Origin of the sequence: Streptomyces sp. NPDC093510, assembly GCF_040683555.1 — a bacterium.
Classification (GTDB): domain Bacteria; phylum Actinomycetota; class Actinomycetes; order Streptomycetales; family Streptomycetaceae; genus Streptomyces.
In genome coordinates, this window is the sequence record NZ_JBFBEE010000044.1 from 23918 (window position 1) to 41311 (window position 17394).

Consider the following 17394-nt stretch of genomic DNA (forward strand, 5'->3'; position numbering starts at 1 on the left):
GGAACGGCTCGCAGGGGAGGCTGTTTTATGGCACCGAGCCGTCGATGCCATCGTTCATTCCGCTTTGACCTGCAGAAACAACGTGTGGACTCGGTGAGTGGCATGACCCTGCAGCCCGACGATCTTGCTGCCCACTACGAGCGGCTCGCCGACGACTTCGAAGAGAGCTGGGCCCACAGCCCGGCGTTCGTCTCATGGATGAACCGGCGCATTGGCACCAGGCTCGCTCTCCAGCCCCAGGACCGAGCCGCGGACATCGGGTGCGGCAGCGGGCTGTACGCGCGGTCCATGGCCGAGCAGGCGCTCACCGTCGTGTGCGTCGATCCCTCAACGAAGATGCTGGCAAAACTGCCGAGAATGCCTTCCTTCGTACCGGTGCGCGCGTCCATCGAGGATCTGGCCACTGGGTCTGTTCAGCTCCCTCACGCGGGGCACCTCGACGGGGTGCTGGTCAAGGACGTCATTCATCACGCTCGCGATGTGCCGATGGCACTGCGCACGCTGGCGTCCTTGCTCGCTCCGGGAGGGCGGCTGGTCATCGTGACCTGGCCGTTGCGCATCGACTATCCGCTGTTCGACAAGGCGGTGAAGCAGCATGAGCAGGCTTACATCGACCCTCAGGACATGACGAGGGTGCTTACCAGCTGCGGTCTGAGGGTCGAGGTGACGTGCGAGAGGTATCACCTGTCGATCGCCAAGGAGCAGTGGCTGGCTTGGGTGGCCAACCGCTTCATGTCGCTTCTCTGCACCTTTGACAACGATGAACTGGCGGAGGGGCTGCGCGAGATCGACACCCGCCACCCCGGGCCTGTGATCGAATTTGAGGGCCGATTCGTCTTCACCCACGCACTCGGCTGAGGCCCCGCTAGAGGACTTCAACAGCGCAAGGCCCGGACCGGATGTCCGGGCCTTCGTCATGCTCCGGATCTTTCAGTACCGATGACCAGCCGCCAGACGCCCGGGGCAACACCCGCGCCGATCGCCGCTACGCTGAACACGCCCCCCCTGCGTCAGGGCTACGTCCCCCCAGGGACGCTCTCAGGCAGAGAGCCGAAGGACCGCCGACCTCGAGGCGCGCGCTGTTGCGGGTCTCGGCAAATCCCCGGGGCTGCTCTGGGGCCCCACTCCGTTCGCCGTGGAGCCAATGTGCCGCGGCCGCCGACCTTTCGAGGACCGGGCCGGCTCGGCCCGTCCGCGTCGGATGGCCGGCATCGCGGCCTGGCCCGTCTACGAGTTCCCGGCCAGGAACGGCAGGATCACGTCGGCCATCTCGTCGGGTACTTCCTCGGCGAGGTCGTGTCCGGCGTCGAGGACGTGCCCAGTGACGCCGTGGGCCATGAGCCGCATCTGTGACTCGTTGCGGTCGCCGATGAAGGCCGAACCACCGAGCGCCAGCACCGGGATGTCCAGCTTCTTCTGTGTGGCCTGCCGGTTCTGTTCGGCGTCGACGAGTATCGCCCGGTATAGCGAGAGCATCGCGCGGATGCCACCGGGCATGGAGTAGCAGCGCACGTATTCGTCGACCGCGTTGGGGGGTGAGGGCGGTGTGGTCCTCGAAGCCGAAGCCGGGGAACAGGGCCTCGGCGAACACGAGAGCGTTGACGTGGTCGCGTTGACGTGGTCGCGGTGACGCGCGGCGAACTGGTAACCGGTCACCGCTCCCCCGGTCCTCGCCGGTCACGGCGTACGTCTCGTGTCCGAGGTGGGTCATCAGCTCGGCGGTCCCGGAATACGCCAGGGACCTGCTTTCTGCCAGCGGCAGAACACCGGCCCGACCGGGCTCGACGATCACTACAGTCCAGGCTCATGACGACGATTACGACGCGTACGGTCGAGTACGCGGCCGACGGTTTGACGATGAGCGGGCACCTCGCGCTCCCGGCCGGTGTCGACCGCCGGCCCGCGGTCCTGATCGGGCCCGAGGGGGTGGGGCTCAGCGACGTCGAGCGCCGCCGGGCCGATGCTCTCGCCGAGCTGGGATACGTGGCGCTGGCCTTCGACCTCCACGGCGGGCGCTACTTAGGCGACCCCGAGGAGATGCTGGCCCGTTGCCTGCCGCTGCTCGCCGACCCCGACCGGATGCGGGGCATCGGCCACGCGGCGCTCGACGTGCTCCGCGCCGAGCCGCGGACCGACCCGGAGCGGATCGCCGCCATCGGCTACGGCACCGGGGGCGCCATCGCGCTGGAACTCGGGCGCGACGGCGTCAACCTGCGCGCGATCGCGACAGTCAACGCAACTACCACGGGCCGGCCGGGCGAGGCGGCGCGCATTCGCTGCCCGGTGTGGGCCGGGGTCGGGTCGGAAGACCCGATCATGCCGCCCGCGCAACGGGACGCGTTCACCGCCGAGATGCAGGCCGCGGGCGTCGACTGGCGTCTCGCGGTCTACGGCGGCGCCTTGCATGCCTTCCACCACCCACCGGTCGACCACATCGTGCGTCCCGGCGTCGGTTATCACCCTCAGCATGCGCAGCGAGCCTGGCGGGACGTCGTCGACCTGCTCGCCGAGTGCCTGCCCATAACGGAGTGATCTGGGCAGACGACTGGGATGTGGTCGCAGGCTCTGACCTTGAGTTTCAACTTGTCGCTGAGCCCTCGCTCCAGCGGAACCAGGCGCGCTCCTGATCGATGTGGAGGAGGAACTCAGCAACGGGTCCCGATGGTGATTCCAGGGTCAGAGCACCTTCGATGAGGTCGTAGACCTCATCGAACCGTTCGAACTCCCCTTCTTCGACAAGGGCGTTGATCTCGTCGAACCAGGGCTTGAACTGGCTGAAGGCGGGCTGAGGGCGGGCTGAGGGGAGAAGCGTCCGCGCTGCCAGGGCATTCCTGGCTCGTCGACGGCAATCGTGCCGACGAGAGTGCTGCCGCTCAGAAGCCGCCACTCTTCTCTTCGTGATGATCCGTCATCCTGCTCCACGGTGAGGTTCCTACGGCCTTCCCACCTGGCCGTGCCCAGCACGGCTTGCCCGGCTCGCAGAGGTGGGCGAGTGGGGTCCTGGCGTGGCGCCACTGTGCCACACGGCACCCAAGGGCCGGCCGCCGGGCCGCTCGACGGCCCCGGGCCGCTGAGCGACTGGCCGGCTTCCTCCGCCTCGGCCTCTTCAGTGACCGGACTGGCGGACGACATTGTCTGCCTCTGCCAGGGCACAGACTCGGTGCTCTCTCGGCGGTCCCGCCCAGAGCGTCTCGCCGACGCCGCCCGGCCACCGCAGGCGGCGCCCCCGGTGTCTGGTGTGGTCGGTCAGGAGACGACGACGCTGCCCGCGGGCGACGTGTTGATCGTTCCCTGACCGCCGCTGACACGGCTGACGGAGTTGCCCTTGCCGTCACGCTCGGAATACACCGTGATCTCAGAGTCGATGTCGTACGTGATCTCTGCGGAGTTGCTGTCGACGTTGTAGCAGCCGCTGGGATTGGTGTGGGTGGTGCCGTTGATGGTCAACGTACCGGATGCCATGGAAGATCCGTTCTCTCAAAGGCACGCCGACCGGCCGTCCTGAAGCCACGGACCGGCCCGGCCGACGCCGACGACAAAGATGCCTTCAGCATTGAGGAGAGCCGACATACCGGCATATCCGGCTGCATCAAACAGGTGACTACGTACTACGCCGCGAAGCGGTCGCACCCGGTAACCGCTGAAACCGGCCGAGGCAGCACAGCTGCCCTTACGTGGGCGACGGCGTCCTCCAGCACCCTGTTCAAGACCTTGCTGCCAGCACCGGCCCCGACACAGTCTCCTGGCAACACGCAGAACTTGGCAGAGAAGATGAGGTGCGCAGGCAAGCCGTCGGCGAGCCGGGCGGTGGTGCGGCACCGCGCCGCGCGCCAGCTGGCGCATCATGCGCACCCCGAACACCGGGACCCGCGGGCGGCCGCGCGCCGCTGCAGGGACTCGAAGGACATGGCGGCGGCCTGGTCGGTACGACGAGCTCGCCGTCGAGCACCAGGCCGTCGGGCGGGACGGGGGACGCGCGCACCCGGGCAGGGAAGAGGTCCTGCTGCGAGGCGGCGCCGCGGCGGGACTGCAGGAGCACCCGGCCGGGCGTGGTGTGAACAGGAGCGCACGGAATGCGTCCCACTTCGGTTGAAAGATCAGCTCGCCGGGGAGCTCGCCTGGCCGAGGCAGCTGTCACGGGCCTGGGCCGGCATCGGCTCGACCGGTGGGAGAAGCACCACCACGCGCGTGCTGGGGTCAGTCGTGCGCTCGGGTCACAAGCTTCCAACCGGTCCCGGTGCATCCCTGGTGCGGCGGCGGGAAGCGGTGACCGCGCACATCGGTGCTGTACCGGTGGTGCTCACCGCACTCACACTCGTAGATCCCCGACTCGGGCACGATCTCACCCGGCTTGAAGATCGTTTTGTCCTGCTCATCGCTGTTGTTCATGAGTCCGGTCTATGGGCCCCGGCGGCACGACGCGACTCGGCGAGCGCCGGACAGGATTTTCGGGCTGCGGGTGGTGCTTGACCGGCGCACCGGCAGGAGGATGCCCCGGGGTGCGTGGGCTCCGGCTCCCGCGCACCCTGGTCTCCATGAGCCGGTCGCAAGAGGCCGGGCTCCAGGGCTGGGACGAGATGGACGTCGTCCGGTCCGCACTGATCGAGTGGCGGGGCGGCGGGCCGGAGGCCTGGGCGATGTGATCGACCGGAGCAGTCCGCCGGGCGCGCCCCCGGTGAACGGCCAGGCCGTGCTTGGCGAGGCTGGCGGCTATTGCCTTCTCGCCCGTCGCTGCGTTCGGGCAGATCGGGATGTCCCCGCTCTCCAGCACGGCTCGCTGTCCGTGGGCGGCCGCCGCCGAGGCGGGAGCCCTCGCTGCACGGCGGCGACCGCGGCACCGTCGAGCGGGTCGAGCGGGTCGAACGGGTCGAACGGTATTCCTGAACGCCTAATCGTCCTCTTCGGAACCGGAGGCACGGCGGCAGGTCATGTCCTGGGAGTCGAGGGTGCCGCGCAGGAGGTAGGCGTCGACCCGGTCGTTGACGCACGGGTTGGGTGAGGTCGTGACGCTGTGCGCCCCGGCGTCCTTGCCGGTGAGCAGCGCCGAGCCCTGGAACCGGCGGTGGAGTTCGACGGCTCCCGCGTAGGGGGTTGCCGCGTCCCCCTCGTTCTGTACGAGCAGGACGGGCGGCAGCCGCTTGTCGCCCCTGACGTCGATCGCAGTGTGCTGGGCGCTGGGCCACGTCGCGCACGGCAGGTTCTGCCACGTACTGAACCAGGCCATGAACGGGCTCTTGGCGTGCAGGCGCTCGGCGTCCCGCTCCCAGCGTTCCCAGTCCTTGGGCCACTTGGCATCGGCGCAGTTGACGGCCGTGTAGGAGGCGACCGCGTTCTCCTTGGCGACGTTGCCCTTGGTGTCGGAGGGGTTCGTGCGGGCGCCGTCGGCCAGCTTCTTGGGGTCTCCGGCCTCGTACGCGCTCCACGCCTCGGCCTTGGGGGCCCAGGTTTCGTCGAAGTACACGACCTTCTGGAACGAGTCGATCAGCTCCCGGGGGCCGATGGTCCCCTCGATCGGCTTCTTCCTGGCCTTGTCCAGCAGCTTCTGCCACCGCTCGCGCACCTCGGCCCGGGTCTGGCCGAGGTGGTACTCCGCGTCGCGCCGGGCGACCCAGGAGGTCCAGTCGGCGAAACGGCGTTCGAAACCGGGGATCTGGGCCTGGTGCATCCCGTACCAGATCTTGTCCGGCGCGGGATGCACGACAGAATCGAGCACCATGCGGCGCACGTGGTCGGGGAAGAGCGTGCCGTACACCGCGCCGAGGTAGGTGCCGTAGGAGATGCCCAGGTAGTTGAGCTTCGGCTCTCCCAGGGCCGCGCGGATCACTTCGAGGTCGCGTGCGGTGTTCGGTGTGGTCATGTGCGCCAGCAGCGCACCGCTGCGCTTCTTGCAGCCCTCGGCGTACCGCCGGGCGTCGTCGCGCAACCGCTTCTTGTCGGCATCGTCGCCGGGCACGGGGTCCGGCTTGGGGCCCTTGGCGAATTCCTGCGGATCGGCACAGGAGACCGGGGCCGAGTGGCCCACCCCGCGCGGATCAAATCCCACCAGGTCATAGGCCCGTGCGACCTTCGACCACACCTTGGGATTGAGGCCGTTGAGCGCCGCCACACCGGAGCTGCCAGGACCGCCCGGGTTGATCACCAACGTGCCCTGCCGGTCTTCGGGCGCGGCGAGGCCGGCCAACCGGTCGAGCCACACCTTGATGGTCGCGCCGTCCGGCTCGGCGTAATCGACAGGCACGGTCACCGATCCGCAGCGGAAGTCCTGGGGCAGGCCCCACTCGGGCGAACACGACTGCCAGTCGATGCCCGCCTTGGCCGCGCGTTCGGCGGTCTTCTGGACGCCGCGGGCCTCGGCCTCGGTCTCTCCTTGCGAGGACGCCTCTGCGGCGCGCGTCTCAGAGGCGGTCGCCCCGCCGTCGTCCGTGAGGGCGACACCCGCCACCGTCACGACACCGATCACCACCGCACTCGCCCCCGCGACACCCACCAGCCGTCTCATAAGACATTCCTCACCCGGCGCTCGGCCGACAGCGGTTCTCCTGCCATGAGCCTGGCCGCCCTCTCGCCGCGCACAACGCGTCAGGGCGGTGGTTCACCGGTACGGGCTGTGGCAACTGGCTTCTTCGGCGGTGAGAGCCTGTCTTCGAACTCTGGGGCCTCTGCGGCTCAGCGGCGCCCCGACCCAGCAAGATCGCTTCGCATGGCGACCGTCGTCTGCATGTCGTCTGCATAAGGGCAGACGTTTCGGTCGGAGCCTGGGCGGTGGCCGTGTGGTCGGGAGCGAGGGAGGGGTGGCTCCCTCGCGGCGCACAAGGGGCCTTGTCCCGGGCTGGGGTCCCGCGGCAAGGGGCATGGCGAGGTGTCTCTGGCCCTCCTTCATTGGGCGCCGGGGCAGCCGACGGGATCGCTGGCGGGGTCCGCGCAGTGCTCGCAGTGCTCGCAGTGCTGCCGTGGAGGGGTAGGAGCTGATTCGGGGTTTGGCTGGGGCATGCCCGAAGGACGATTGAGCGCGACCACCGGTTGCCGACCTCGCCCCGTGGCCGCAGCGTGCGGCGGAACGAGGCATCGGTGACGGGCGAGAGAATGATGGCTGGCTGGCCTTGCAGTAGCGAAACGGGGTAGCAGCACTGCATGAAGCTGCAACCGCGTTTCACGCTGGCCGCGGCCACTCTTGATGCACCAGACGCCCACGAGTTGGCGCAGTTCTATCAGGGCCTGCTCGGGTGGCCGATGCGAAAGGAGGAACCCGGCTGGGTTGAGATCGCTCCGCCCGATGGCAGTGCCGGACTGTCATTTCAGACAGAGCCACTCTTCACCCGCCCGCGGTGGCCCTCCACACGGTCCGAGCAGCAGATGATGATGCATCTGGACATCGAGGTGAACGATCTTTCATCAGCCGTCGAGCACGCTCTTGCCCTGGGGGCGACGGTGGCGGACTCCCAGCCTCAGGATGACGTACGCGTCCTGTGCGACCCGGCGGGCCACCCGTTCTGCCTCTTCGTGCGCACCGGCCCGAGCGCCTCCTCGAACTGATCGGCCATCAGCCAGGTGTCGCCCGCTCCCGGGGCAGGTGTCGCCCGGTCCCGGGGCCGGAGCGAAGAGTTCCCGGTGCGCGTGCACGGGCCGCGGGCCGGGCGTCAGGATGCGGATCGCCGCCGGCCGCAGCACCGGGTCCTGTGCGGTCCGCAGCCGCGGGATGAGCCCGGCGCGCAGCAGGGAGGACTTGCCGCTGCCCGAAGGGCCGAGCACGATGAGGCACCGGCGTTCCCTGGCCAGGGCCGTGAGGTTGTCCGTGAGGCGGGTCCGGCCGAAGAACCAAGCGTGGTCGTCGGGTTCGAAGCGGGCCAGGCCCCGGTAGGGCGGGTCCGCGGCCTCCTCGTCCATGTTCCGGGGCCGGATCGTCTCCTCGGCCCGGGCGGCGTGCCAGCGATGCTCCCAATCAGCCGGGTCTCCGTTGCAGGCCCGCACATAGGCCAGTGTCAGAGGCAGGGACGGCAGCGTTTCCCCCGCCGCCGCGCGGGCCAGGGCGGCGGTCGAGTACGTGGCCTCTCGGGCCATCTCCCGGTAGGTCGCCCTGCGGAGCTTGCGCAACTCGCAGGCGAAGCGCTGGACAGGCCCCGCCCCTGGATCGATCGGTTTCTCACGGCGCCCCACCGCAGCTCGGCCTCCCCCTTGGTGTCCTGCCGTTCAGCCCAACACGGCCACCACAGCGGCCAAAAGACAACCGCGAGCCAACCCCCGGCCCCACCCGTGCCCGCCGTTGTTTTGTCTACCAGCACAAACAGGGGCTGCGAGAAAACCGGCTGGCCACTGAAATCACTGGGCAAGGCCGAAACCGCCGTTTCCCACAAGTGACGGGACGGTATCTGCGCCCCGTGATCGGGGGAGGGCGCAGGTGTTCAGGACAACAGCTGGAAGGACAGGATCATGCGCACAGTACGGTCTCTTGTGCCGGGCGGCGCACGCCCGCAGCGGGAAGAGAGGACGGCGTCGCCGACGATACGCCGAGCCGCCGTGGCGGGTACCGCGGCCCTGGTGATGGGGCTGGGCGCCGTGCCCGCCATCGCTGACGGGCAGGGGAACGCCCGGCCCGATCGGGCACCGACCGCGGTGCCCGCGGCTCAGCACAAGGCCGCCGACCGGAGCGAGGTCCAGCGGTCGATCCCGTGGAAGAAGCGCGGGGCCGGCAAGGTCAAGAGGTGTGCCCGGCACGGCAAGAAGTACGAGTTCAGTGAAGCTCCACAACACACACGCTCCCTGCGGTACGTACCGGTTGCTGCGAATACTCAGTGGCGGGGCTCTGCTGTCAGTGGTGAAGATCGCGGCATGAACGTCTTCCTGGAAACCAGCCGGCTCGTGCTGCGTGCGTTCACCGAGGCCGACGTCGATCACCTGCTCGCGCTGGACAACGACCCCGACGTCATGCGCTTCATCAACGGCGGCCGGCCCACGAGTCGTGAAGCAATCCAGGCCCAGAGTTTGCCCAGGCTCCTCCACGACCACCCATGCTTGGGGACCCGCGGTTACTGGGCCGTGCAGGAGAAGGACACCGGAGCCTTCCTGGGCTGGTTCGAATTCCGTCCACTGGTCGACCACAGCCCCGCTGTGGTCGAGCTCGGATACCGGCTCAACAAGGCCGCCTGGGGCCGCGGCTACGCCACCGAGGAATCACGGGCCCTGATCCGCAAGGGCTTCACAGATCTCGGGGTTGAGCGGGTGACGGCGAACACCATGACGGTCAACACGGGATCCCGGCGTGTAATGGAGAAGGCGGGCCTGTCGTTCCTCCGCGACTTCACCGGTGACTGGCCGGAGGCCATCGAAGGCTCCGAGCACGGCGAAGTCGAATATGAACTCACCCGAACCCAGTGGGAGCAAGCAGGACTCCGGTGACTACAACGCGCCGCCGCCGCTGAACACTTCCGCGGGTGGACCACAGCGCCGGGCCAAGCGCGGCGAGCTGCTGGAGCTTGTCGGCGGTGAGCTTCGTGCGCCTCGCCTGCCGTCTTCAGCGCTCAATACGGACACCGCATCGCCGCGGCCGCGTTCGGGGCAGCAGCGGGTGCCGGTGAGCTTGTCCTGACAGGCGGCTTCCGAGTACCTGCCCGTCCTGGCCCAGGCCACCACAGCCGTTGACGCGCTGCCCGCCTCGCTCGGCCACCTGGAGTGACGCCGCGACCTGGTAGCTCCTCAAGATTCCGGCCATGTCACCCTGTTCGCGTGACACCGAACATGGGCCGCCAATTTCCTGCCGCGCTTGCCGCCGCCATGGCGGTCCGGTACGACGACGCCGACGGTGACGGTGACGGTGTCGACTTCGAACCCTTCGCGGGCCTTCCTGCCCGCCGATGAGACAACCGACTGGTTCCGAGCATGGACCGGCAACGGCGAGCTGAATGGCGACGACTTCCGAGTGTTCGGCCAGGATGGCACCGGCGGATACGCCGCCCTCTGGCTGGTCCGCCCAGGCCGTGCACTGGTCGAGCAGCCTGTGGTCTTCCTCGGCTCCGAAGGAGAGACCGGTGTCGTCGCGCGTAACCTGGGCGCCTTCCTGTGGCTGCTGGCCGACGGCTTCGGCCCTGGGGAGGCAGCCACCTCGTACGAGCCCGACTGGGTTCCACACCCCAATCGTGAGCTGACGGCTATCGCGGAACAATTTGCACCAGACCGCCGCACTTCGGCGTCTTCCGCGATCGAGCAGGCCACACAAGAGTTCCCCGACTTCGACGACTACATCATGGAACTCTGCCGCTGACTCGATCGCCTGCGGCCAGAGGCGAATCGGACCAGATTATTTGAGACGCGGACCACATCGACGGGGACGGGACGGCAGTGAGCATCCCTGGACGACACCTGCTACGACGCGCCCGCGTTCGACGAGAAGTGCGGCCGCCTCGTCGATCAGGGAAGGTCAACTCCGGCTCGATGAGCCTGGACAACTTCTGCACACCGTTTCGGAAGAAGTTCCGCATCATCGACAAGGACAAGTACCTGCTGGATCCGGCAACGCCTGTTCAAGGGCGGTGACCCGTCCAAGGCAGACCTGGTCTGCGCGATGGCCAAGCCCTGACGGCCCCCATCGCATCACGGGCCCCGCCACCGCACCACGCGGCGGCGGGGTCCCGGCTGCGCGGTCAGTGCACCGGCCGCCAGTGGACGGATGCCTCATCCAGAGTCCGGAACGGCTGCTCCCGGGTCGGGTCGTCCCAGATCAGGCAGCCCCACACCAGGCCGGGCACATCGGATCCCATCCGGTCGGCCGGCCCCTCGGTGAGGGTGCAGAACACTTCGTCGAAGTAGCCGCCCATCGACGGAAATTGAGGGCCGTCCGGCGGCTCGCTCAGGTACCAGTGGCCCATCCCGTCATCGGACACCCAGTGACCGGATTCGGGGCCGGCCTCGTCACGGGTCAGTCACGGCACCGCGGCCAGACCGTCCCAGCCATCCTTCTGCCCCACGCCGGGAAGCCGGGGCCCCAGTGCCTGGCTCGGGGACAGGATGATCCCGCCGGGCAAAAACGCTCCGGAGCCGACCTCGCCTTGTTCGTCTTCCTCAATGACCTGGTGGTCCACTCCCCCGCACAGCCGCCACAGGGCAGCCAGCTCCAAAGGAAGCCCGAAGCCCAGTTGCCGGCGCAGCTCCGCATCCGCCGCGACGATCTCCTCCTCGTGCGCCGGCGGAAGCAAACTCCGGTGCGACAGCGGCGCGTGCTCGGCCAGCCACTGCTCGAGCCGGGCCCACGCCACCTGCACCCGCTCTGTCTTTTCGCTCATGCAGGGCACCGTACTGACAACGGGCTCCCGCCGAGGCCGTGTTGAGGCCACCACCGGGCCGGCCAGCTGCCAACGGGCCGGACGGGCGCCGGAGGAACACCCGGGCCGCCGAGCCCAGCATCTTCGCGGTGCGCGGCCTGTCCGTCGGGGCGCGCCGTGACGGTCGGGCTGGAACGTGATGCCCGGCAACCGGCAGATCGACCGGACGGGTGGCGGAAACATTTGCCCTGCCGCGGTCACAGACGGTCGCCCCCCGGCGTGATCACAAAAGCGGGGGCATCCTGCGCAGCCTGGCCTGTTCGAAGGAGCAAAGAGGCACCTGTGGACGGAGGTTGATCTTCAGGGCGGCGAGGCACCGACGTAAGTGGGTGTCGGAGGACCGGCCGTGCACTTGGAGGCCGCTCGGGCCCATCCTTTCCTGCTCGACCGGGATCGTCACCCCGCTGTCGGCCCGCCGTTGGCAGGGGAATACTCGCCCGCCCGGACGGTGCTTCCCACCCTGCCGTCCTCACCCGAGCCGCCACCTTCGCCGCGGTTATCACTCTCGCCGCCGCGGTGGCCGACGCCCTCCCCGCCCTCTTCACCTGAAGCAGCCGGACTCGAAAGCCGGTAGACGTGGCCGTCCATACGCGCTGTTGGGCACCTGGCGGTCAGGAGCGTGCTGCTGTCTGTCGGGAGCGGGACCTCTCACGACGCGTCCGCCGCACGAGGTCGGCCGCCGCCTGCGGCCAGGCACCGTGGTCGAACATGAACCCGGCATCCCTCAGCCGCCCGGGCACCACCCGTCGGCTCTTCAGGAGGAGTTCGGTGTCGGAGCGCAGAACAAAGGCGCCGATCTGGGCCATCCACTGCGTCGCGGGCAGCCCGACCGGCATGCCCCAGGCGCCGCGCAGTGCACGCATGAACTCCCGCTGCGGCAGCGGGCCGGGAGCCGCGAGATTGACCGCCCCGGTGATGTCGTCCCGGCCGATCAAAAACTCCACGGCGCGGACGAAGTCACGGTCGTGGATCCAGGACACGTACTGGGCGCCGCTTGCGACCGGTCCGCCGAGGCCGAGCCGCGCCAGCCACAGCAGGTAGTCGAAGACGCCGCCGCGGTCAGGGCTCATCACCATCGCCGACCGCAGAGCCACCTTGCGCGTCTGCGAGGTCGCGGCGCACTCCTGCTCCCGCTCCCAGTTCTGCGCGATCTCGACACTGTAGGCCCAGTAGTCGGGGACACCTGGCTCGGCTCCGCCGATCGCGCCGGTGGCCTCGTCGTTCGGTGCGTCGAAGCGGTGGGCGTAGATGGTGGCGGTGCTCATCTGGAGCCAGAGCCGGGGTGGCTTCCGGGCGTCGGCGATCGCTTGGCCCACGACGCGTGCGGAGTTGACACGTGAGTCCATCATGGCGCGGAGATTCTCGTCGGTGTAACGGCAGCTGACGCTACGGCCCGCCAGATTGATCACGACATCACTGCCGTCAACCACTTCCGCCCAGGGGCCCAGCGTCCGGCCGTCCCACTGGACCTCGCCCTCCCGCACCGGGCGTCTGGTCAGAACCACTACCTCGTGGCCCGCAGCGGTCAGCGCCCGACGCAGCACGCCGCCCACCTGCCCGGTCCCTCCCGGCAGCACGATCTTCACTGGCCCCTCCTCTGCCGCCTCACCGTCGTACAGCGAGCCTACGACCTGCCCTATCTGGCGCAGAGCGCGGCCTGTCCGTCGGCCGCCCCGGTTGCTCAGCGGGCGTCGCGGGCCACCCCCACCGCTTCCCGGCCACACTTGGGAAACGACACGTCATCGACCACCCACACCTGCGGCCGGATCACCTGGCACAGCCTCTTGGCGATCCGCCGGCGCACCGGCGTCCAGTCCCACGGCGACTGGCTGACGAACTGCTGCAGGGCCTGCATGTCAGCGTCCGGCAGACGGGCGGCCATCGGCTGGATCGACTTGCGCCGACCGTCCAGCATCAGCCCCCGCAGATAGCACTCACCCTTGGCCCGCTGATCCTTACGCGGCACCGAGGCGAACACATCAGCCACAAACAACCCCAACGCCGCCCGCAGACAGGCCACTTCATAAGCGTCCGCACACCCAACATGCTCCTGACCAGCACCAACGAACAGAGCTAACGAAGCACTACTAGGGCTCCGCCTTGTCCCACGGCTTGACCCCAAGCTTTCCGGTAGTTCCGAGGTCAAGGTTCGGGGTCACTGTCACGGGGGCAGCGCCGGCCTTCGCCCGGACCCGCACGTACGGCACGTTCACCGGCGTACCGGACTCGGTGGTGTTACGCCACACCAAGCCGGCGGTTGCCGATTCGCCGGGGCCGAGCGTGACAGGTCGGGGTTGCTCGTCGGGCCCGGCACCGGTAGTGATCTCGCCACTGCCGTCGAGGATCTTGACGCCGTGGACGGGCTTGCGGTCCTTGTCCAGGAGCTCCAGCAGGGGGTAGCCCTCTACGGTGTAGGGCTGCGTGCCACAGTTTTCGAGGTGCAGGCCGACGACGCGCAGTCCCATCGCCGCGTCGCCCTGATCGGTGCTGACACGGATCCCGGAGCCCGGGCATGTGCCTGGCTCGGCCGGTGCCTCGCCAGCGGGGACTTTGGTTACTTCGAGCACTTTGGCCTGGGTCACCCGCGGCGTGGCGGGTGGTAGGCCTCCGGCCCGGACGGTGCCTCTCACGGTCTTCCCGGGGCCGACGTCGCGCACGGTCGCGGTTTGGTTGGCCATGGCTCCGCCGTCACGGCTCATGAAGGTGAAGACGATCGAGTAGGTCAGGGTCTCGTCACTCTTGTTGGTGACCTCGTAGGCGGCCGAGATGCCCGAGTCCGAGCCGAGGCCGTCGGCGGAGACAGGGGAGCTTTTGGTGGGGGCGGGGGCAGTTGACGCGAAGGTCAACGAGGTGACGCGTACGCCGTCCTTGCCCGGATCGTCGACCTGCGCGGAAGACGACGGCACGGCCGTACTCGTGTCGGAGTGCCCTGCGTCCGTGCGCTCCGTCCCGCAGGCAGTAAGCAGTAGAGCGATCGCGGCGAAGGACAGGGGTAAGGCCGCAGTCGCGGCGAGGGGTGGGCGGAGAGAATCCAATCTGTTCATTCGGCTATCCCATCAGGGCGCTGGGGTCCAGCGCGCCTGTTGGGGGTCACGGTTTCGGGGCAGAGGGGTGTCACAAGCGGGGGCGGGGAGTCGTACCCGGGTGGGCCGCGTGAATACAGTGTCCGGTGCCACTGATCTTTGACCGGTTGCCACTGAAGGTTGGCCGCTGCGCGGTTCGTGCCATCGAACCTTGACCGCCCTGGTCAGCCCGATTTCGCACCCGTCAGCGGCTCCGGGGTATCACGGTCCGATGGGGCCGAACACCTCAGCGATGTTGTTCCACATGAAGCCGGTCTGCCGGCCAGGCTTCACACCGGCCCAGCCGAGCAGCGCCCCGAGGAGCTTCTCCTGGGAGATCGTCTGCGTCTGGTAGTACAGCTCAGCCACCCCGTCCCTGTACTCAAGCTGGTAGGTGTTGTTCTCGCTATAGCGGGCTTGGACGGGCGTTTCAGCACATGGCCGCGTTCGTTGGTCGCAATCAGCATGCCCGGATCGGTGATGCGTGCCAGGCCCCCGTCGCTCAGTTCCCTGGCCAGCTCGCGAGCCTGTGACAGCGAGGCCTCTGAGACCTCCCGGAGGACCTTCAGAGTTGGAAGGAGGCTGGGAACCGAACCGGCCAACCGCAACCTGCTGGGTCCGTGCCGCCCACTCCCGCGACGCACGGTCGTCAACAGCGAGCCCTTGCGCGGCGCCGACGATTCCGGTTCCTTGCTCATCCTCAGATTCCTTGACCGCCACTGAATCCGCCGGCGCCGCAAGCGGCCCACCCCGATCCGCCGTTGCTGCTCATAGCGCGTTTCACCTGGCCCAAGAAAAGCCATACAAAAGGCCGACGATTGCTCTACCGAGGTAGCCGTTCAGTTCCAGGTGCCGTAGACGCCGGTCATCGCCAGCAGCGCAAGGACGGGCATCGGCACGAACAGCAGGTCCGCCCACGTCCAGTCAGGGCTCCGAAGAACAGCAGGCACCTCATCCGGATGCCCCGGCCGGGCCGGCTTCGCGCGGCGCATCTGCACCGCACCAGCAGCCGCCTGACCGCGATCCAAGAGAGACCGCGAAAACGCGAACACCTCGATGACGTCACCACCGGTCGTGATCACCTGCATCCCACCCTCGGGCTCGATACGACGAACCGCCGCACCGGGAATCCAATAGCGAGCCCAGAAACCGATGACCTGCAATCCATCCGCGTACACGTCAACTCGGGGCCGGACGATCGCGCGCCACACGAACCGCATGATCGCGAGAAGAGCCGCCCCGAAGAAGGGCATCTCTCCGGGATCATTCCCGTCCCACCCCTTGGCTATGGCCCATATACCAAACACCCCGGCAGCCAGCACCAGAGGGATTCCCCCAATGGGTCCGCTCTTACGCCGAGCGATCACCACCGGCTTCTCCGTACGCCGCGGAACCGCCCTCCACGTACTGATCATCCGCAAGCCGCCTGACCACCACTGAACCCACCGGCACCACAACCGGCCCAGCTCATTCCAGCATTTGTACTCATATTGCGTCCAGTCTGCCCCCAGTCGATGCCACCCTTGGGCGCGGGGGGCCTGGTGTTGCCTCGCCACAGGGGAGCCCGAGGCCCGGAAGGGCCCCTTGTGAACGCGCTGCCCCGCCAGCTGCCCGCAAGCATCCGACCGGCTCCGGCACCTGCGCCGAGCCATAGGCTCTGAGTGATGAACTTTTTCGTGCTGAAATTGTTGTTCGCTACGTCGGCTCCGTTGTCAGCGAGAAGTAGAAGCGCTCCCGCACCGGCGCAATAGCCTGCGCTACCGACCACACAGATGACGAACGCACCACCCTGCGCATACCCCCGCCAGTGTTCCTTGACGTGGGCGACGGCCTTGCCGCCGGTCTTGTTCCACGCCTCGCCGAACTCGCCCTTCTTGATGTTGCCCCAGAGGCTGTCCTTGCGGCGTCGTTCGGCGTCCTGGCGCTTCTGTGCCTCCCGGGCCGCCGCGTCCGCCTTCGCCTTGGTTCTGGCCTTGTTGATCGTCTTCTTGAGCTTCTTGACGAAGCTGCCGAAGAACTTGCCGTCGGGGTCGGCGTGGATGACCGGGTTGTTGTTGCCGTAGGTGTAGCCGTGCATCTGCTGCGGGTCGGCTGTGTCCATGACCGGGTCGACCGAGATGAACCGGCCGAGCGTGGGGTCGTATTCGCGGGCGCCCAGGTGGGTGAGGCCCGTGGTGTCCGTGGTGCCGTCCACGAAGCCCCTGTTGCCCGGCCAGTTGACGGACTGCGCGGTGCGCCGGCCGCCGAAGATGTGCATCTTGCGCCGCGTGATGGCCTGGCCCGCACCGAGCGTTCGGTGTCTTGGACAGGATGCGGTTGCCGTCCGCGCTGTAGAGGTAGTCCGTGGTCCAGCAACGGTCCCAGAAACCGATGCCGTACAGACCGTTCGTGTGGACGTCGGCCCGTGGACGGACCACGGCACGCCACGTGAAGCGTGTGACGGCCAGGAGCAGAGCGGCCAGCGCAGGTACGTCGCCGGGACCGTTCTTGTTCCATGTGAGCCCTTGTGCGGCGCCGGCAACTTCGGTTCGTTGCTCATCTGCGGGCTCCTTGGCCGTCGCTGGATCCACCGGCGCTGCAAGTGGTCGAACGTGACACCCTTTCTTCCCGAGGCTCATCCGCACCGTGCAAGCACGTCGGCCCGACGCCCTCCCTGCGCCTGCGGTGCTGGGAGGGGGCGAGCCATTGGGGGCTGATCAGCGAAACAGGAGGCTCGTCTCCGCGATGAGCCCGGCGACACAAATGACGGCGATAACGAGTCCGGAAACTCTCGCGACTCTTGGTGTCGCAGCGCCTCGACCGCCGAATACGGTCCTGGAAACGAAATCCACGAAGTAGTGGGCCGCCCCCCTGAAGTCCGTTGCCAGGATCACGCCTACCGTTCCGAAGAGGAGACAGAAGATCAGGGTGTGGAGACTGGGATCGGAGGAGACTCGGCCTTCGGCGAGCAGTACGGTCACGGTGGATGCCGTCATGTCGGTTTCTCCATCGGATAGGAACGGTAGGGGCATCTCCTGAGG

General features: G+C 68.1%; 16 protein-coding genes and 4 pseudogenes. 5 read left to right on the top strand and 15 right to left on the bottom strand.

Going from position 1 to position 17394, the window contains the following annotated elements:
- The first annotated feature begins 102 nt into the window (after nucleotides 1-102).
- The gene (locus AB0N81_RS40270) at nucleotides 103-858 is read left to right on the top strand and encodes a methyltransferase domain-containing protein (RefSeq protein WP_365367610.1); all 756 of its coding nucleotides are present in this window, start codon (nucleotides 103-105) and stop codon (nucleotides 856-858) included.
- A gap of 369 nt (nucleotides 859-1227) precedes the next feature.
- Here the strand turns inward: AB0N81_RS40270 and AB0N81_RS40275 are convergent.
- Nucleotides 1228-1720, bottom strand: a pseudogene (locus AB0N81_RS40275) (alpha/beta hydrolase); the annotation flags it as partial.
- Between the two features lie 86 nt (nucleotides 1721-1806).
- Between AB0N81_RS40275 and AB0N81_RS40280 the strand changes: the two are divergent.
- A complete protein-coding gene (locus AB0N81_RS40280) occupies nucleotides 1807-2532 on the top strand; it encodes a dienelactone hydrolase family protein (protein ID WP_365367612.1) in 726 nt (241 codons plus the stop codon).
- Between the two features lie 46 nt (nucleotides 2533-2578).
- Here AB0N81_RS40280 and AB0N81_RS40285 read toward each other — a convergent pair whose 3' ends face one another.
- The 4 genes from AB0N81_RS40285 to AB0N81_RS40300 all read right to left on the bottom strand — a co-directional run bounded on the left by AB0N81_RS40285 (nucleotide 2579) and on the right by AB0N81_RS40300 (nucleotide 6499).
- On the bottom strand, nucleotides 2579-2887 hold the full coding sequence (locus tag AB0N81_RS40285; protein WP_365367614.1) for a hypothetical protein: 309 nt from the start codon (nucleotides 2885-2887) through the stop codon (nucleotides 2579-2581).
- A gap of 359 nt (nucleotides 2888-3246) precedes the next feature.
- Nucleotides 3247-3462, bottom strand: a complete 216-nt coding sequence (locus AB0N81_RS40290; RefSeq protein WP_365367616.1) for a hypothetical protein — start codon at nucleotides 3460-3462, stop codon at nucleotides 3247-3249.
- 735 nt (nucleotides 3463-4197) lie between these two features.
- The gene (locus AB0N81_RS40295) at nucleotides 4198-4389 is read right to left on the bottom strand and encodes a hypothetical protein (RefSeq protein WP_365367618.1); all 192 of its coding nucleotides are present in this window, start codon (nucleotides 4387-4389) and stop codon (nucleotides 4198-4200) included.
- Nucleotides 4390-4888: 499 nt separating this feature from the next.
- Nucleotides 4889-6499, bottom strand: a complete 1611-nt coding sequence (locus AB0N81_RS40300; RefSeq protein WP_365367620.1) for an alpha/beta hydrolase — start codon at nucleotides 6497-6499, stop codon at nucleotides 4889-4891.
- A 632-nt stretch (nucleotides 6500-7131) separates the two neighbouring features.
- Between AB0N81_RS40300 and AB0N81_RS40305 the strand changes: the two genes are divergently transcribed.
- Complete coding sequence (locus AB0N81_RS40305) at nucleotides 7132-7533, top strand: VOC family protein (protein WP_365367622.1); 402 nt, start codon at nucleotides 7132-7134, stop codon at nucleotides 7531-7533.
- 45 nt (nucleotides 7534-7578) lie between these two features.
- Here the strand turns inward: AB0N81_RS40305 and AB0N81_RS40310 are convergent.
- Nucleotides 7579-8058: pseudogene (locus AB0N81_RS40310) on the bottom strand (hypothetical protein); the annotation flags it as partial.
- Nucleotides 8059-8514: 456 nt separating this feature from the next.
- Here AB0N81_RS40310 and AB0N81_RS40315 point away from each other — a divergent pair.
- Together AB0N81_RS40315 and AB0N81_RS40320 are read left to right on the top strand one after the other, a co-directional pair.
- Complete coding sequence (locus AB0N81_RS40315; protein WP_365367624.1) at nucleotides 8515-9393, top strand: GNAT family N-acetyltransferase; 879 nt, start codon at nucleotides 8515-8517, stop codon at nucleotides 9391-9393.
- 375 nt (nucleotides 9394-9768) lie between these two features.
- Nucleotides 9769-10255: pseudogene (locus tag AB0N81_RS40320) on the top strand (SMI1/KNR4 family protein).
- Nucleotides 10256-10634: 379 nt separating this feature from the next.
- Here AB0N81_RS40320 and AB0N81_RS40325 read toward each other — a convergent pair.
- The 9 genes and pseudogenes from AB0N81_RS40325 to AB0N81_RS40365 form a co-directional block, all read right to left on the bottom strand.
- Nucleotides 10635-10874 (bottom strand): hypothetical protein, encoded by a 240-nt coding sequence (locus AB0N81_RS40325; protein ID WP_365367626.1) that lies wholly within the window; start codon nucleotides 10872-10874, stop codon nucleotides 10635-10637.
- A gap of 39 nt (nucleotides 10875-10913) precedes the next feature.
- Nucleotides 10914-11273 (bottom strand): hypothetical protein, encoded by a 360-nt coding sequence (locus tag AB0N81_RS40330; RefSeq protein WP_365367628.1) that lies wholly within the window; start codon nucleotides 11271-11273, stop codon nucleotides 10914-10916.
- 650 nt (nucleotides 11274-11923) lie between these two features.
- Complete coding sequence (locus tag AB0N81_RS40335) at nucleotides 11924-12898, bottom strand: DUF1731 domain-containing protein (protein WP_365367630.1); 975 nt, start codon at nucleotides 12896-12898, stop codon at nucleotides 11924-11926.
- Nucleotides 12899-13008: 110 nt separating this feature from the next.
- Nucleotides 13009-13383: pseudogene (locus AB0N81_RS40340) on the bottom strand (transposase); the annotation flags it as partial.
- Between the two features lie 16 nt (nucleotides 13384-13399).
- On the bottom strand, nucleotides 13400-14356 hold the full coding sequence (locus tag AB0N81_RS40345; protein WP_365367632.1) for a DUF4232 domain-containing protein: 957 nt from the start codon (nucleotides 14354-14356) through the stop codon (nucleotides 13400-13402).
- A gap of 240 nt (nucleotides 14357-14596) precedes the next feature.
- Nucleotides 14597-14743 carry a hypothetical protein gene (locus AB0N81_RS40350; RefSeq protein ID WP_365367634.1) on the bottom strand — a complete coding sequence of 49 codons (147 nt, stop codon included), beginning with the start codon at nucleotides 14741-14743 and terminating at the stop codon, nucleotides 14597-14599.
- Nucleotides 14744-15213: 470 nt separating this feature from the next.
- Complete coding sequence (locus AB0N81_RS40355) at nucleotides 15214-15696, bottom strand: hypothetical protein (RefSeq protein ID WP_365367636.1); 483 nt, start codon at nucleotides 15694-15696, stop codon at nucleotides 15214-15216.
- A gap of 89 nt (nucleotides 15697-15785) precedes the next feature.
- Nucleotides 15786-16631: an RHS repeat-associated core domain-containing protein gene (locus tag AB0N81_RS40360; RefSeq protein ID WP_365367638.1), complete on the bottom strand. Its 846-nt coding sequence runs from the start codon at nucleotides 16629-16631 to the stop codon at nucleotides 15786-15788.
- A 439-nt stretch (nucleotides 16632-17070) separates the two neighbouring features.
- The gene (locus tag AB0N81_RS40365) at nucleotides 17071-17349 is read right to left on the bottom strand and encodes a hypothetical protein (protein ID WP_365367640.1); all 279 of its coding nucleotides are present in this window, start codon (nucleotides 17347-17349) and stop codon (nucleotides 17071-17073) included.
- Between the last annotated feature and the right edge of the window lie 45 nt (nucleotides 17350-17394).

What these genes read in the sequence shown, in the direction of transcription:
- AB0N81_RS40300 (WP_365367620.1), bottom strand. Translation starts at nt 6,499, where the DNA reads ATGAGACGGCTGGTGGGTGTCGCGGGGGCGAGTGCGGTGGTGATCGGT.
- AB0N81_RS40345 (WP_365367632.1), bottom strand. Translation starts at nt 14,356, where the DNA reads ATGAACAGATTGGATTCTCTCCGCCCACCCCTCGCCGCGACTGCGGCC.
- AB0N81_RS40360 (WP_365367638.1), bottom strand. Translation starts at nt 16,631, where the DNA reads ATGCACATCTTCGGCGGCCGGCGCACCGCGCAGTCCGTCAACTGGCCG.
- AB0N81_RS40330 (WP_365367628.1), bottom strand. Translation starts at nt 11,273, where the DNA reads ATGAGCGAAAAGACAGAGCGGGTGCAGGTGGCGTGGGCCCGGCTCGAG.
- AB0N81_RS40305 (WP_365367622.1), top strand. Translation starts at nt 7,132, where the DNA reads ATGAAGCTGCAACCGCGTTTCACGCTGGCCGCGGCCACTCTTGATGCA.
- AB0N81_RS40295 (WP_365367618.1), bottom strand. Translation starts at nt 4,389, where the DNA reads ATGAACAACAGCGATGAGCAGGACAAAACGATCTTCAAGCCGGGTGAG.
- AB0N81_RS40270 (WP_365367610.1), top strand. Translation starts at nt 103, where the DNA reads ATGACCCTGCAGCCCGACGATCTTGCTGCCCACTACGAGCGGCTCGCC.
- AB0N81_RS40290 (WP_365367616.1), bottom strand. Translation starts at nt 3,462, where the DNA reads ATGGCATCCGGTACGTTGACCATCAACGGCACCACCCACACCAATCCC.
- AB0N81_RS40365 (WP_365367640.1), bottom strand. Translation starts at nt 17,349, where the DNA reads ATGACGGCATCCACCGTGACCGTACTGCTCGCCGAAGGCCGAGTCTCC.
- AB0N81_RS40280 (WP_365367612.1), top strand. Translation starts at nt 1,807, where the DNA reads ATGACGACGATTACGACGCGTACGGTCGAGTACGCGGCCGACGGTTTG.